The 13,518-nt window shown below is 69.6% G+C and carries 14 protein-coding genes and 3 pseudogenes; 10 read left to right on the top strand and 7 right to left on the bottom strand.

The window, feature by feature from the left end:
* Positions 1–103: 103 nt before the first annotated feature.
* Together ACZ4RZ_RS19895 and ACZ4RZ_RS19890 are read right to left on the bottom strand one after the other, a co-directional pair.
* Entirely contained in the window at positions 104–1,411 is a 1,308-nt protein-coding gene (locus ACZ4RZ_RS19895) for an ABC transporter substrate-binding protein (RefSeq protein ID WP_467746197.1), read from the bottom strand.
* Positions 1,412–1,519: 108 nt separating this feature from the next.
* Complete coding sequence (locus tag ACZ4RZ_RS19890; protein WP_467746195.1) at positions 1,520–2,617, bottom strand: substrate-binding domain-containing protein; 1,098 nt, start codon at positions 2,615–2,617, stop codon at positions 1,520–1,522.
* A gap of 206 nt (positions 2,618–2,823) precedes the next feature.
* Between ACZ4RZ_RS19890 and ACZ4RZ_RS19885 the strand changes: the two genes are divergently transcribed.
* Positions 2,824–5,283: a SpoIIE family protein phosphatase gene (locus ACZ4RZ_RS19885; protein WP_467746194.1), complete on the top strand. Its 2,460-nt coding sequence runs from the start codon at positions 2,824–2,826 to the stop codon at positions 5,281–5,283.
* A gap of 32 nt (positions 5,284–5,315) precedes the next feature.
* On the opposite strand, the pseudogene ACZ4RZ_RS19880 reads toward ACZ4RZ_RS19885, so the two are convergent.
* The 3 genes and pseudogenes from ACZ4RZ_RS19880 to rpmF all read right to left on the bottom strand — a co-directional run.
* Positions 5,316–5,432, bottom strand: a pseudogene (locus ACZ4RZ_RS19880) (SCO5389 family protein); the annotation flags it as partial.
* A pseudogene (locus ACZ4RZ_RS19875) lies at positions 5,413–5,643 on the bottom strand (adenylyl-sulfate kinase); the annotation flags it as partial. The pseudogenes ACZ4RZ_RS19880 and ACZ4RZ_RS19875, both read right to left, overlap by 20 nt.
* Before the next feature lies 1 nt (position 5,644).
* A complete protein-coding gene (gene rpmF / locus ACZ4RZ_RS19870; RefSeq protein ID WP_362021517.1) occupies positions 5,645–5,815 on the bottom strand; it encodes a 50S ribosomal protein L32 in 171 nt (56 codons plus the stop codon).
* A gap of 190 nt (positions 5,816–6,005) precedes the next feature.
* Between rpmF and ACZ4RZ_RS19865 the strand changes: the two genes are divergently transcribed.
* From ACZ4RZ_RS19865 to ACZ4RZ_RS19855, 3 genes and pseudogenes are all read left to right on the top strand, one after another.
* Entirely contained in the window at positions 6,006–6,686 is a 681-nt protein-coding gene (locus ACZ4RZ_RS19865) for a DUF6445 family protein (protein WP_467746192.1), read from the top strand.
* Positions 6,687–6,711: 25 nt separating this feature from the next.
* Positions 6,712–6,819: pseudogene (locus ACZ4RZ_RS19860) on the top strand (cytochrome); the annotation flags it as partial.
* A gap of 136 nt (positions 6,820–6,955) precedes the next feature.
* Positions 6,956–7,312, top strand: coding sequence for a luciferase domain-containing protein (locus tag ACZ4RZ_RS19855; RefSeq protein WP_467746191.1), 357 nt, complete (start codon positions 6,956–6,958; stop codon positions 7,310–7,312).
* 175 nt (positions 7,313–7,487) lie between these two features.
* Here the strand turns inward: ACZ4RZ_RS19855 and ACZ4RZ_RS19850 are convergent, their stop codons facing one another.
* Entirely contained in the window at positions 7,488–8,405 is a 918-nt protein-coding gene (locus ACZ4RZ_RS19850; protein WP_467746189.1) for a hypothetical protein, read from the bottom strand.
* 461 nt (positions 8,406–8,866) lie between these two features.
* Between ACZ4RZ_RS19850 and ACZ4RZ_RS19845 the strand changes: the two genes are divergently transcribed.
* The 5 genes from ACZ4RZ_RS19845 (at position 8,867) to ACZ4RZ_RS19825 (ending at position 11,346) form a co-directional block, all read left to right on the top strand.
* Complete coding sequence (locus ACZ4RZ_RS19845) at positions 8,867–9,535, top strand: TetR family transcriptional regulator (RefSeq protein ID WP_467746478.1); 669 nt, start codon at positions 8,867–8,869, stop codon at positions 9,533–9,535.
* A 163-nt stretch (positions 9,536–9,698) separates the two neighbouring features.
* Complete coding sequence (locus ACZ4RZ_RS19840; protein ID WP_467746476.1) at positions 9,699–10,079, top strand: Zn-ribbon domain-containing OB-fold protein; 381 nt, start codon at positions 9,699–9,701, stop codon at positions 10,077–10,079.
* A 37-nt stretch (positions 10,080–10,116) separates the two neighbouring features.
* Positions 10,117–10,428: an FAD-dependent monooxygenase gene (locus ACZ4RZ_RS19835; protein ID WP_467746187.1), complete on the top strand. Its 312-nt coding sequence runs from the start codon at positions 10,117–10,119 to the stop codon at positions 10,426–10,428.
* Between the two features lie 61 nt (positions 10,429–10,489).
* Positions 10,490–10,708 (top strand): hypothetical protein, encoded by a 219-nt coding sequence (locus ACZ4RZ_RS19830; RefSeq protein ID WP_467746186.1) that lies wholly within the window; start codon positions 10,490–10,492, stop codon positions 10,706–10,708.
* A 182-nt stretch (positions 10,709–10,890) separates the two neighbouring features.
* Positions 10,891–11,346: a nuclear transport factor 2 family protein gene (locus ACZ4RZ_RS19825; RefSeq protein ID WP_467746184.1), complete on the top strand. Its 456-nt coding sequence runs from the start codon at positions 10,891–10,893 to the stop codon at positions 11,344–11,346.
* Between the two features lie 11 nt (positions 11,347–11,357).
* On the opposite strand, the gene ACZ4RZ_RS19820 is transcribed toward ACZ4RZ_RS19825, so the two are convergent.
* Entirely contained in the window at positions 11,358–12,452 is a 1,095-nt protein-coding gene (locus ACZ4RZ_RS19820) for an NAD-dependent epimerase/dehydratase family protein (protein WP_467746182.1), read from the bottom strand.
* Positions 12,453–12,791: 339 nt separating this feature from the next.
* Between ACZ4RZ_RS19820 and ACZ4RZ_RS19815 the strand changes: the two genes are divergently transcribed.
* On the top strand, positions 12,792–13,472 hold the full coding sequence (locus ACZ4RZ_RS19815; protein ID WP_467746181.1) for a class I SAM-dependent DNA methyltransferase: 681 nt from the start codon (positions 12,792–12,794) through the stop codon (positions 13,470–13,472).
* Positions 13,473–13,518 lie beyond the last annotated feature (46 nt).

Raw genomic sequence — 13,518 nt, 5'->3', positions numbered from 1 at the left:
CCACGGGAACGACCTCGGGGTGACGGGGCCATTCGCGGCCCGTGTCCGAGTCGCACTCGGACACGGGCCGCGAATGGCCGGACGAACGGCCGGACCCGTCAGGTCACTTGGCGAGCTTCAGCCCGCGCTCCGTGATCCCCGCCTCGGCCTTCTGCTGGCCGGCGTCGACGCCGGCCGCGAAGCCGGACTTGGCCGTCGCGTCCTGGACCGCGGTGTAGACGTCCATCTGGTTCGGGCCCCACGTCCAGCCCGGGACGATCGTGTCGACCTGAGCGGAGGCGAGCTGATAGAGGTCCTGGCCGTTCAGGTACGAGGTGTCGAACTTGGCCGCTGCGACCTCGCGCATCTCCGGGTTGGCCGGCAGGGCGCTGCTGGGCGACTCCAGGTCGGCGAGCCGGGCCTCGACGCCGGCCTTGTTCGTGGTGAGCCACTTGATGAACTCGGTCGCGGCCTCGGCGTGGTTGCTGCCCTTGAGTACGCCGTAGGAGGTGCCGCCGTAGTTGCCGCCGGCCGCGGTGCCCCAGTTCGGTATGGGGGCGGCGGCCCACTTGCCCTTGAGGTTGGGCATGGCGGTCTTCATGCCGCCCGCGGACCAGGAGGCGCCGAGGAAGGACAGGGTCTTGCCGGAGGTGCGGGCCTGGGTCTCCTCGGGGCCGTACGCGGTGAAGGACTGCACCAGGCCGTCCTTCATCAGGCGGTCCCAGTAGGCGGCGACCTTCTTGGTCGGCGCGTCGTTCACGCCGGGCTTCCAGGCGTCGCCCTCGGTGGCGAACCACTTGCCGCCGGCCTGCCAGGACAGTGCGGCCAGCAGCGCCGGGTCGGACTTCGGCATGGAGGCCAGCCGGACGTTCTTGTCCTTCTTCTTGACCTTCGCGGCGGCGGTCTTGAACTCGTCCCAGGTCTTGGGGACTTCGATGCCGTACTTCTTGAACAGGTCGGTGCGGTAGTAGTACAGCTGCGGCGCGACGTCGTAGGGGACGGTCCAGGTCCTGCCGCCGAAGGTGACGAGGCTCTGAACGGACGCGGGGAACTTCGACTTGACCGTTTCACCGGCGTACTTGGTCAGATCGATCAGGTTTCCCTGGCTCGCGAACTCCGGGACCATCTGGTACTCGATGGTCGCCACGTCGGGCGCGTTGCCCGCCTTCACCGCGTTGGAGAGCTTGCTGTAGCCCTCGGTTGAGCTGGGGATCTCGGTGAACTTGACCTTGATGTCCTTGTGCGTCCTGTTGAACGCCTCGACCGTCGACTTGGCCCCGAGGGTCCAGGTCCAGTAGTTGATGGTGACCGGCTTGCCGTCCGACTTGCTGTCGGTGGAGCCACCGTCGCCGCCGCATGCGGTGGCGAGCATGCCCAGGGCGGCGATGGTGGTGGCGGCGGCTGTGCGGAACGAACGTGAAGTGCGCGACATGGCACGGCTCCTACGAGACCTCGTACGGGAAGAGGCGGATGCAGGACATCTTTTGCGCGCACACGATCAGAGTCAAGAGCGTTCGACCAAGACAATCAAAACGATCGCTCAACGCTCATTTTCGAGCGCTTCGCCACCGCAGGACGAACGGATCTTCAACTCGGGGAGAAGCTCGAGATGTTGACGGGGTGCCGGGCGCTGTCCGCTCGCGCGTTCCGCGAGCCGCTGGAGCAGCAGTTTCGCGGCCAGCTCCCCCACCGAGCGCTTGGGCGGGGCGATGGCCGTCAGGGGGACGTCCGAGAGGCCGGCCACCTCGTCGTCGTACGCGATCAGCGCGAGGTCTTCCGGCACTCGGACGCCTCGCGCCTGGAGCTTGGGCACCAGCACGATCGCGTCCTCGTCGCTGTGCACGAGCGCCGCTGTCACTCCGCGCTTCTCCACTGCCTCGACGAGGTAGTCGAGGCTGGCCTCGTAGTCCCCGTGCTCACGCACCGACGGTGCGCCGGAATCGACGTCCAGGCCCAGGGACTGCACTGCCGCCAGGTAGCCCGCCGAGATCTGTGCGGCGTGCGGGCCCTCCTGGAGCACCGCGGTGATCCGGCGGTGCCCCAGGGAGGCGAAGTGGCCCACGGCCACGGCCGCTCCGTGCGCCCGGTCCGTGCGCACCCGGTCGAGGCCGGCCGCGGGGTTCCCGGCCGGCGCCGAGCGCTCGACCAGGACGGTCGGCACCGCACAGTCGAGGAGCCACTTCTCCTGGCCCCCCATGGGTACACCGCCGAACCAGCTGGGCGCGACGAGCAGGCCCTCCGCACCGCCCGCGATCAGGTGTTCCGCCTGCACGGCATCCTCGGAGTCGACGTAGCCGGTCATTCCGAGGACCAGGCGGCCGCCCTGGGCCCCGATGGCCTCGCGAGCCCCGCGGACGATGTCCCCGAAGATGTTGTTGGTGGTCGGCACGATCATTCCGATCACGGCGCCCTCGGCGGACTCCTGCCGGGGCTGCGCCTCGGCGGCCGCGTCGCCCGGCCACACCACGGCACCGTGCAGCCGCTGCACCCGGCCCTGTGCGGCGAGCGCCTCCACGTCACGCCGCAAGGTCACCGCGGAGACGCCGAGTTCGGCCGCGAGATCGGCGACCCGGAGGCTGCCGCGCTCCCGGACGAGTTCGAGTACCCGCTCATGACGCTGGTCGACGTGCAGTCGCATGGGCTCCCCCTGGAGCAAGGCCGGACGGACGAACTACGGGGCGAACGCGGAGCGTGATCCCGTGTGCTTACTGTACGCCCACAATCGTATCGATCGTCTTCGATCAATACGATCAGACAAGACCGGACAACCCACACTCCGGCCCTGCAACGTGAAGAATGGGCATGAGGGGGTAAGACCACCTTCGGGGAGCGGAGAGGGTCGCAGTGGGTGCGAGCGAGGAACGAGACGTGCTGGCCCGTCAGCGCTTCGACATGGCGGACGCCGCGCCACTGCTGCTCGATGCCCGGATGGCGGTGACCAGCTGGACCGCGGACGCCGAGCGGCTGCTGGGATATCCGGCCGCCGAGGTGCTGGGACGGCCCGCGGCCGATCTGCTGGTCCCCGAGGACGCGGCGAGGATCCCCGCCCTGATCGAGCGGTGCCACGAAGACAGCGGCTGGTCCGGACTCCTGTCCGCGCGCCACCGGGACGGGCACCCGGTCCTCTCGATGGTGCGGGTCATTCCGGTGCAGCGCAGCGGCGGCCCCGCGCACTGGGTGGTGCTGCTCGCGGATCTGGCCGGCGGCCCCGGCTGGGACCTGAACCGCTCCGCGCTGGAGCAGATGACCGCGCGCTCGCCGGTGGGCATCGCGATCGTGGACACGGACCTGCGGTACGTGTGGTCGAACGCCGCCCTGGAGCAGTTCGGCGGGGGCCCGCCGCAGCGGCGGCTGGGACGACGGCTCGCCGATGTGCAGCCCGGCCTGGACGCCGAGCGGCTCGAAGCGCAGATGCGCCGGGTGCTGGAGAGCGGCGAGCCGGTGGTCTCGTACGAGCACGTGGGCCGCGTCCAGTCCGCGCCGCACCGCGAGACGGCCCACTCCATGTCGTTCGTCCGGCTGGAGGACGACCACGGCCACCCGATCGGCGTCTACTACACCGTCGTCGACGTCAGTGAGCGCTTCCGTGCCCGCCGGCGGCTCGCCCTGCTGGACCGGGCCGGTCAGCACATCGGCCGCAGCCTGGATGTCCTGCAGACCGCGCAGGAACTCGCCGACGTCGCGGTGCCGGGGCTGGCCGACTTCGTCGCCGTGGACCTGCTGGAGTCCGTACTCAAGGGAGCGGAGACACCCGGTCCGGGTCAGGACACGGACGCGGTGCCACTGCGGCGCGCCGGACACCAGTCGGTACAACGCGGAGTCCCCGAAACCGCCGTCGAGATCGGCGAAGTGGCGACCTACCGAGCCGGGTCTCCCCCGATCCGGTGCCTGTTCGACGGCCGGTCCTGGCGCGAGGAGCGGCTCGACCCGCTCGCCATGGAGTGGGCCACGGGTCGTCCCGACGGTCGGGCCGCCACCTTCCTCGACCTCGGGCTGCACAGCGTGATGATCGTGCCCGTCCGTGCCCGCGGCGGCACGCTGGGCATCACCACGTTCTTCCGGCGCGGCCGCCAGGACCCGTTCGACGAGGACGATCTGGGCCTCGCCGAGGAGTTCGTCGGCCGGGCGGCCCTGTGCCTCGACAACGCCCGCCGCTACACCCGCGAGCGTGACGCGGCCCTCGTCCTGCAGCGCAATCTGCTCCCCCACCTCTTCCCCGAGCAGGAAGCGGTGGAGGTCGCCGCCTGCTACCGGCCCGCAGACGAGCTGACGGGGCTCGCCGGGGACTGGTTCGACGTCATTCCGCTGTCCGGGGCCCGGGTGGCCCTGGTGGTGGGCGAGGTCGCGGGGCACGGCATCGACGGAGCGGCCGCGATGGGACGGCTGCGGGCCGCCGTGCAGACCCTCGCCGACCTGGATCTGACCCCGGAGGAGGTGCTCGCCCACCTCGACGACCTGGTCAGCCGCGCCGCCCGGGAGGAGGGCTCTGGCGCCGACACTCGCACGAGCGGTATGCAGGCGGTGGGCGCGAGCTGTCTGTACGTGGTGTACGACCCGGTGAGCGGGCAGTGCTCCATGGCGAGTGCGGGCCATCCCGCGCCCGCGATCGTCACCCCCGACGGCACCGTCACATTCACCGAACTCCCCGACGGTCCCGCGCTCGGCGTGGGCGGACTGCCCTTCGAATCGGTCGAGTTGTCACTGGCGGAGGGCAGCGTGCTCGCGCTGCACACCGACGGGCTCATCGCCACACCCCGGACGCGGCGGGATCCGGCGGCGGGCCGGGAGCGGCTGCGCCGCGCGCTGGAGGCGCGCGGGCAGCCGTTGGACGGACTGTGCCGCACCATCGTGGACGATCTCGTGCCGACGCGTCCCTACGACGACGTGGCGCTGTTGATGGCGCGCACCCGGCGACTGGGGGCCGAGCAGGTCGCGACCTGGGACTTGCGCATCGACCCGGCGGTCGTCGCCGAGGCACGGAAGGTGGCGACCCAGCAGCTGAGCGTCTGGGGCCTGGACGAGCTGGCGTTCACCACCGAACTGGTCGTGAGCGAACTCGTCACCAATGCCATCCGGCACGCCGCCGGCCCGATCCGCTTGCGGCTGATCACCGAACACTCCCTGATCTGCGAGGTGTTCGACGGCGGCGCCACCGCCCCACACCTGCGCCATCCGAAGACGACCGACGAGGGCGGCCGCGGGCTGTTCCTGATCTCCCAGTTCACCCAGCGCTGGGGCACCCGGTACACCCCCGAGGGAAAGATCATCTGGGCCGAGCAGTCCCTCACGGAGCCGCCGGTCTGACGCACGCCGCGACGAACCGGTGGCTCACGACGTCAGCAGTCGCGGAACTCGGGCGACTGGTTGAGGATCTGCGAGCACGGCGAGGTGAACCGGGTGTGAGTGTCTCCGCCGTGGGCTTCGGGACGGAAGGCCGCGACCCGGTGGCAGTTCATGATGGTCCTTGATCTCGCCGAGGCGTGCGCCGAGGGGCGGCGCGGTGAAGCGTGCGTCGTCGCCGAGGCCGAGGGCCTGGGCCAGATGCTGGTTGATGTCACCGTCGATGGCGACGAGGGGCGCTCCGGAGTGCGCCAGGTGGCGGGAGGAGAGGGCCGGCAGCGTGGTCTTTCCGCTGCCGCCCTTTCCTGCGAAGGCGGCGCGCACGTCAGCCTTCCGGGCGCAGCAGACCGCGCTCGTACGCCTTGGCCAGCCGCTGCGGGACGAGGTACGACGAGCCGTCGACGGTGACCGGCACGAGCTGCGGCGTCGCGGCCTTCCACTGCGCGCGGCGGTGACGGGTGTTGCTGCGGGACATCTTCCGCTTGGGGACGGCCATGGGGATCTCCTGGATGGGCGAGCTGGCAGGTCCCACGCTATATGAAAATGGATCTCATTACCAAGAGAGAAATGGACCGCGAGTCGCGGCGATCCTCCAGAGGTCGACAACCATGCGGACAAGCCGAGTTGACGGAAGATTGACCAAGTCTCTGGAGATCGCTGACACAGGCGTCTATAGCGTCTGCCGCATGACCCCACAACCTCAGAGAACACCGGCACTCCCGGTCCTCCCCTATCGCAAACCCACCCGCGATCGCGACTACTGGGTCTTCGACGATGTGCTGCCCGACGTGGATGCCGTGCGGGCGCGGTGCGTCGCCAAGGACGACTGGGTCAAGGGCCACCCGTACACCTCGGAGAGCTGGCCCGGCCTGCGGACGATGCCGGGGCTCGAGCCGGAGGAGTTGACGCGCGTAGAGCGGCTGGTGAAGAAGGCCACCGGTGCCCAGAAGCTGTGGCAGCAGACGACGCCGTCCGGCGCCACCCTCAACCACAACTGCATCCAGGTGGTCGGCAAGGACGAAGGAGAGCCGCGCCCCCACACCGACTCACGCGCGCTCTGCCGTTACGCCGCGGTGCTCTACCTGAATCCGAACGTTCCCAAGAACTGCGGTACCAGCTTCTACCGGCAGAACCTGCCTGGCGGACGGCTGGGCGGCAACGTGGTGGCCGCGCCGCACAACAACCTGGTCGAGGCACTGGGTACGCGCTTCGTCCCGCCGGACTCTTTCATCGAGGACATCGCCGTACCGCACCGGTACAACCGGCTGCTGCTCTACAACGCCAACCTGATGCACAGTGCGACCGAGTACTGCGGCAGCACGATGGAGGACAAGCGGATGACCGCGGTCTTCTTCTGGATGGCGTGACCCCGGAAGGCTTTGCGTGACGCCTGAGTTGATCCCGCGCCACGCCCACATCCGTCTTGCCGCCGTGGTCCGGCGCGCCCGCTGGAATTGCGTCAACGGCGTCAAGAAACTGCCGGTCGAGGTCACCCTGGCCCGACCCGGTGGATCAGGGAGCCTGGCGCCGAGCACCTTCGGAGTTCGAGTCCGTATCCGGACATTCCTGCGCTACGGCCCGGTTACGTCTTCCTCAAGTGCTGGTGGCCGGGGGGTGAGCTGGTCATGATGGGCGCATGACGTTGGCCTTGAGAGCCATGACGCGACTGGCGGACTGGCCGGACCTCGCGGAGGTCCGGCCGAGCTGCGGCACGGGCCGGGCGCTGTCGTCGGCCCAGGGCGAGATCGTCCACTTCCATACGGACCACGACGTCGACCTGCACCTCACGGACCGGGCCATCCGGCGCTTCGAGGATCACCTCAAGGGCGCGACCGCGGTCCGAATGGTGCCGGGCTCGCGATGGGTGACCATTCACCTCGAAGTCGACTCGGACATCGACCTGCTGCTGACGCTGGTGAGCGTCGCCCTCCAAGCCCACCAGACACGGCCGGTTCCGGCTGACGTGCCCTCGGCGGGCTGCAACGGACACTGAGCGCTCGCCGCCACGTCACTCCACCCCCCTCTCTGCACGCTGTGAGACGTCACGCCAGGGCCTGTGTCATGGACGCCACCGGTCTGCGTCATGGAAGAGCCCCGGCACTCAGTCACGGGTGAGTGCCGGGGCTCGTCAACAGGTCATCGAGGTCCGATGACGATGACGCGGGGCGTCAGGAGCGGCCGCCCGCGGCGCGCCGACGACGGGTGGCCACGGTGATCGCGGTGCCCGCCGCGAGGACCGCCACGGCGCCGGCCGCGATCGGCAGGGAGTTGCCACCGCCGGTCTCCGCGAGGTCGCCGGGCGGGGTCGACTCGCCGCCGTTGGGCGAGGGAGCCGGCGGCGTGGTCGACTCGGACGCCGACGGGGTCTCGGGCGCCGAGGGCGACGTCGGGGTCGCGGGCGTCGACTCCGCCGGCGTACCGGGCGTCTGCGCGGGAGGCGTCGAGGCGGGCGGCGTCTGCGGAGTGGTCGGCTGCGTCGTGCAGTCCTTCTTGCCGCCGTTCCACGCCATGATCAGCTTGTCCTTGATGACCGCGTGGTCCGGGCCCGCGGGCAGATCACCGTGCTCGAAGCCGTCATTGGCGTCGTATTTGCCGTCGAACTTGACGGCGCCCCGGTAGAGGTCGATCTGCGCGAAGCAGCCGGCGTCGGGCACCGAGATGTCCAGCGAGTCGGTGGCACCCGGCTTGACCGTGACGGTGTCGAAGTCGTGGAACACCTGGACGCCGGAGGTCTTGAAGGTGGCGCCGTGGGTGCGGTACGCGGCCAGCGAAGCGGTGCAGGTGTCGGCCTCGCTCGCGGTGCGGACCTTGATGTGGACCTTGCCGTCGTCGGTGGGCCTGAGGTTCTCGTCGTCGACGCGGACCGAGTCGTAGAAGTTCGTCCCGTCCAGGGAGAACTGGCAGCGATCGGTCGCGGTCGCCGTACCCGCGCCCTGCCCGGGCGCGTAGCCGCCGGCAGCCTTGTCCCATCCGTCGCCACCGGGCCTGTCGGTGGCCGACGCGGTGGTCGTGGCCGCGGAGAGGGCGAGCGCCGCCGCGCCCGTCCCCAGCAGGCAGCGAAGGGTGACACGTCTCGCTATGGACATGCAGATCCCATCTTGATGATGCGAGACCCGGTCGACGGCAGCGGGCAGCACGAAGCAGCCGGGGGCCGCACCGGGGGTGAGTGGTCGAAGAGACACTGGGCTCATTGGTCACATGGGCCACAGTGCGACCACATAGTCGATCACCGTGAAGAGGCTGTCAACCTCGTTGAATACACAAGGACTTCACGGGCGATCACATTTCAGCCACATGAGGAATCGGAGGATCCGGCGGCATCGGCCGCGGCTCGGACCGGAGGCGCACGGGTCTCCCCCACGCACACCTCGCCGCCCTCGGATCCCGCCCTTCGCGCCCCTCATCGTCGCAACACCCGGAAAGGAACTCAGTTCCCTCCCTAATGCGCACTGAGTGCCATCCTGCCCGCTTCGATGCTAGTTTCCCGTCCATGAACGAGGGACCCCGGCGCCGCGAGCCCGCGGACGCGACGACCGTGAAGCCGCCCATGCGGGACGCCCTGGTCGCGGCGGCGTTCCAGCTCTTCCTGGAGCGCGGCTACGAGCAGACCACCGTCGACGACATCGTGGCGCTCGCCGGGGTCGGCCGCCGGTCGTTCTTCCGCTACTTCCCCTCCAAGGAGGACGTGGTCTTTCCGGACCACGAGCGCTGCCTGACCGACATGACGGCATTCCTGAGCGACGGCGCCGACGCGGACGATCCGGTGCAGCGGGTCTGCGACGCCGCCCGGCTCGTACTGCGCATGTACGCCGAGAACCCGACGTTCTCCGTCCAGCGCTACCGCCTCACCAAGAAGGTCCCCGGCCTGCGCGCGTATGAGTTGTCGGTCGTCTGGCGTTACGAGCGTGCCCTCGCCGAGTATCTGCGCGGGCGCTTCGCCGGCCGGCGCGACGGCACGCTGCAGGCCGACGTCATCACCGCGGCCGTGGTCGCCGCGCACAACAACGCCTTGCGCTCCTGGCTGCGCTCGGACGGACAGGGGGACGCGACCGCCGCGGTGGACCACGCCCTCGGTTATGTGCGGGACACCTTCGGGAGCCCGCCCCTCGACGCCCCCGACGCGGCGCCGGAGGACGTGGTCGTCGTCATCTCCCGGCGCGGCGCCCCGATGTGGCGCGTCGTCCAGGAGATCGAGTCCACGCTCGGGCGGGACTGATCACAGCTGCGCTCGCACCAGATTGAGGGTACCGAGTGCCTTTACCGGTGGCACTCAGTGCCATACTCTGTGGTCGTGCACGGTGATCCGGGCACCTTCAGATTCCGGCCGAGCGCAGGGAGATGACATCGTGTACCACCCAGGAATCGCCCTTCATCCGGGGATCTCAGCCGCGCCTGACGTGTTCGCCGCGGCCTCCGCGGAGCACAAGGCGGACACCCTTCTCTTCCAGCGGTGCCACTGGTGCGGCACCGCGATGTACCAGCGCCTCCTCTGTCCGGTCTGCGCGGGCAGCGATCTGCGGACGGAAGCGAGCGCGGGGACGGGCGTCGTGCGCCATTCCACCGTGATCCACCGCAACACCCCGGCGGCGCGCAACGTGTCCCTCATCGAGATGACCGAGGGGTTCACCGTCCGGGGCAGGGTCATGGGCCCGCCCGCCGCCATCCACAGCGGTGACCGCGTTCAACTCGCCACCGCCCAGGACCCGGTGCGCCAACAGCCCGTGTTCCAGCTCCTCGACGGCCCCTACGGGAGTTGGTGACGGCTGCGTTATCCACCCGCCCACCGGCGCCCAGGGCATGAACACCGGCGTCCAGGACGCCTGCAACCTGGCCTGGAAACTCGCCCTCGCCGCCCGCGGGGAGGCGGGCCCGGCCCTGCTCACAAGCTATGACGCCGAGCGCCGCCCGGTCGGCGAAGGGGTCGTCGGCCGCACGGTCCGCCATGCCACCCAGGGCATGGAATCCGATCCCGACGACCCGCGCACCGTGCTGCTCCGCGAGGCCCAACTGCTGGTCGGGTACCGGGGAGCCCGCTCTCCGGCAGCCCCCCGTACGGGCCCGCCGACGCGCCCCAGCCGGGCGACCGGGCCCCCGACTGCGCCGGCCTGACCGCCGCCGTCGCCACCTATCCGCTGCGCCTGCTCGCATCCTGCGCGGCCGCACCGGGCACGTGCTGCTGTTGTACGCGAGCGACAGCGCCGACTTGGCGGAGGCCACCGCGGCAGCTGAGGCTGCCGGGGCACCGCTCACGTCCGACGGCAGCCCGGGCATCTCCGACGGCCCGGCCCCCAAGGCCGACCTGCAGACCGTCGCCGTCCTCGCCCACGAGGCAGCACCGACCACCCTCGACGGGCCGGCCGTCCTCGGATACCGCGACGCCGCCGGGTAGTTCGACCGCCTCTACCGCCCCGACGGTCCAACCGGCTTCGTCATCCGCCCGGACGGACAACTCGGCGCCCGCTTCCCACTCGCCGAGACGGCGGCGGCCCTGTCCGGCTACCCCCGCCGAGGGCCCCACCCTCGGCTCCCTCATGGCCGAGCGCCGCAGGCTGCTCAACCTCGGCCGAGACGGTGGGCCGCACCCCCGCGGTCTGCCGCCGACTCGCCTCCTCCGCCCGCCGTCGCCTCGCCCACCTGCGCCCGGGCAGCAGCACGGCGCAGGAGCACCGGCAGGTGATCTCCGCGTTCCGTGAGGCGTGCGAGACCGGCGATCTCGACGCGCTGGTCGCCCTGCTGGATCCGGACGTCGAGTCGCGCAGCGACGGAGGCGGCAAGGTGCGGGCGGCCCTGCGTCCGGTCGTCGGCCGGGACAAGGTCGCCCGATTCGTCCTCGGCCTCATGCGCAAGGAGCCCGACCTGGAACTCGTGGAGGACGACGTCAACGGCACCCCCGGCGTGACGGTCCGCCTCACCGGCACCACCCTCGCCGTCCTCGCCATGGACGTGCACGAGGGCTTGATCAGCAACCTGTGGCTCGTACTCAACCCGGACAAACTCCACGCGTGGAGCGGCGATGACACCCACTGAGTGGCACGCGGTCAACCGGCCGTCGTGCGTTCCCGGGCAGCTCCGGGCCGCGGCGGCGTCTGCCTGTTCCGGCGCCAGGCCGTGTAGTGATCGATGAGCGTCTCTCCGATCGGCCGATAGGCGACGCCCAGTTCCTCGACGCTTCTCCGGTTGTCCACCCTGAATCTGATCCCGAGGTGCTTGCGGATGTAGTCCTGCGTGAGTCCGAACGCCGGTCCCAATATCCTTACCGGCCAGTGCGGGAGGTCATGCCGGGGCAGCCGAACATTCCGGGGGAATCTCTCCAGGACGGCCCTCGACATGTCCAGGAAGGACACCATCTCCGCCTGCGCGACGATATAGCGCCCACGTGCGTCGGGATTCTCCGCCGCCGCGATGTGTGCGCTCGCGACGTCTCTGACGTCCGCGACCGTGAAACTGAAGTCGGGCGCCCCGTAGAAGAAATACCCCTTGAACAGTTCGTCGAGGAGAAACAGACTCCCGGAGTCGGAGGCGGGAGTCAGCGAAGGGCCCAGCACCAGGCCCGGGTTGATGGCGATCATGCGCCAACGGCCCTGCGCCCGTTCCGCCTCCCATGCCGCCTGCTCCGCGACTGTCTTCGCATAGTGATACGGGTTGTTCTCCACCGTGCTGGTGGTGTTGAAGTAGCTTTCCGACAGGACTTGGTCGGCCATGTTCCGGACGTCGGCGTAGTCCCCGAAGACGGCGCCGACGGTCGAGGTGAAGACGAGCCTTTCGACCGTGGGTGTTCGTTCCATGCCGGCCAGGACGTTCCGGGTACCGGACAGCGCCGGCTCGACGACGTCCCTGTGACCGTCTTTGATCTTCTCGGGCATGAGGAACGGCGAGGCGACATGGAAGACGACGCGGCAGCCGTCCATCGCCCGGTCGAAGGACCCTTCCCTCAACAGGTCGGCTTCGAACAGCTCCAACGAACCGGGGAATCGATGCTGCATGGCCCGAAGGGGCCCCACCTTCGGCTGGTTGGCCAGGGCCCGGACCGTGGTGCGCACACAGTAACCGCGCTCCAGCAATTGCCGGACCAGATGACTGCCGACGAATCCGCTGCCGCCGGTCACCAGAACAGGCCCATCGACGCTACTCATCCATGGCTCCGATCACACAAGTCCGTCGGCGTGCCCAGCGCGCACCGTACCGAGTCGGCGGGTGCGAATCCAGACCGTCTGCTCCCGGGGCCATCGGTCGAAGGCAGGAATCAATTCACCTGATGCTCAGCGGGTACCGGCCTGCGCGGGCACGGAGAGGATTGGACGGCCGGACGGCTGCCCCGACGGACCCGCCGTGGCGCGCCAGACGCCGACCCGCTACTTTCCTGATGCTCACGGCCTCTGCGGGACAGCGTGGTGGAGGTGCCGACATTCAGCCAGAACCATTGTTCATCCGCTTATGGGACAATCCACTATGCGCGACGAAAGGTAACTTTCGTGACCGACAGTAACTATGGGACGGATTACGAGACCATAGGGCCCGACCGCACGGGTCAGGCCGAGGCCTTCGACGCCATCGGGGACCGCTACGACGAGGCCTTCCCGCACAAGGAGGGCCAGCTTTCCGCGGGCGAATGGCTCATCGAGTCCCTCCGGGCAGGATCCCGCGTGCTGGACCTCGGCTGTGGCACCGGAGTGCCGACCGCGCGCCAGCTGTCGGACGCCGGCTTCGAGGTCGTGGGCGTCGACCTGTCCGGCGGGATGGTGAAACTCGCCCGGGAGTACGTCCCGGATGCGACATTCCATCAGCTGGACCTCGCCGACCTGCGGCCGGACGGCCCGCGCCACCTGGGGCGCTTCGACGCCGTCACGGCTTTCTTCTCTCTGCTGATGCTGCCGCGCGGAGAGATCCCCCTCGCACTGCGAACGATCCACCATCTGTTGGTTCCCGGCGGCCTGTTCGCCCTCTCGATGGTGGAAGCGGATGTGGACGATTTCGCGATCCCGTTCCTCGGGAACACGATCCGGGTCTCCGGCTACCTGCAGGAGGACCTCCGCCACGTCATCGAGACGGGAGGCTTCGAGATCGTGAAGGAGACCTCCTACACCTACGCCCCGGCGGTCGCCGACGTCCCGCCCGAGGAACAGCTCTTCCTCTGCTGCAGGCGGCGGGACTGAGAACCCGCGAGCCGGCGCGGACGACCTGCGGCACCACTGAAGGAAC

This window comes from Streptomyces sp. NPDC027189, from assembly GCF_055566975.1.
This window is presented reverse-complemented; position numbering and strand designations above follow the sequence as displayed.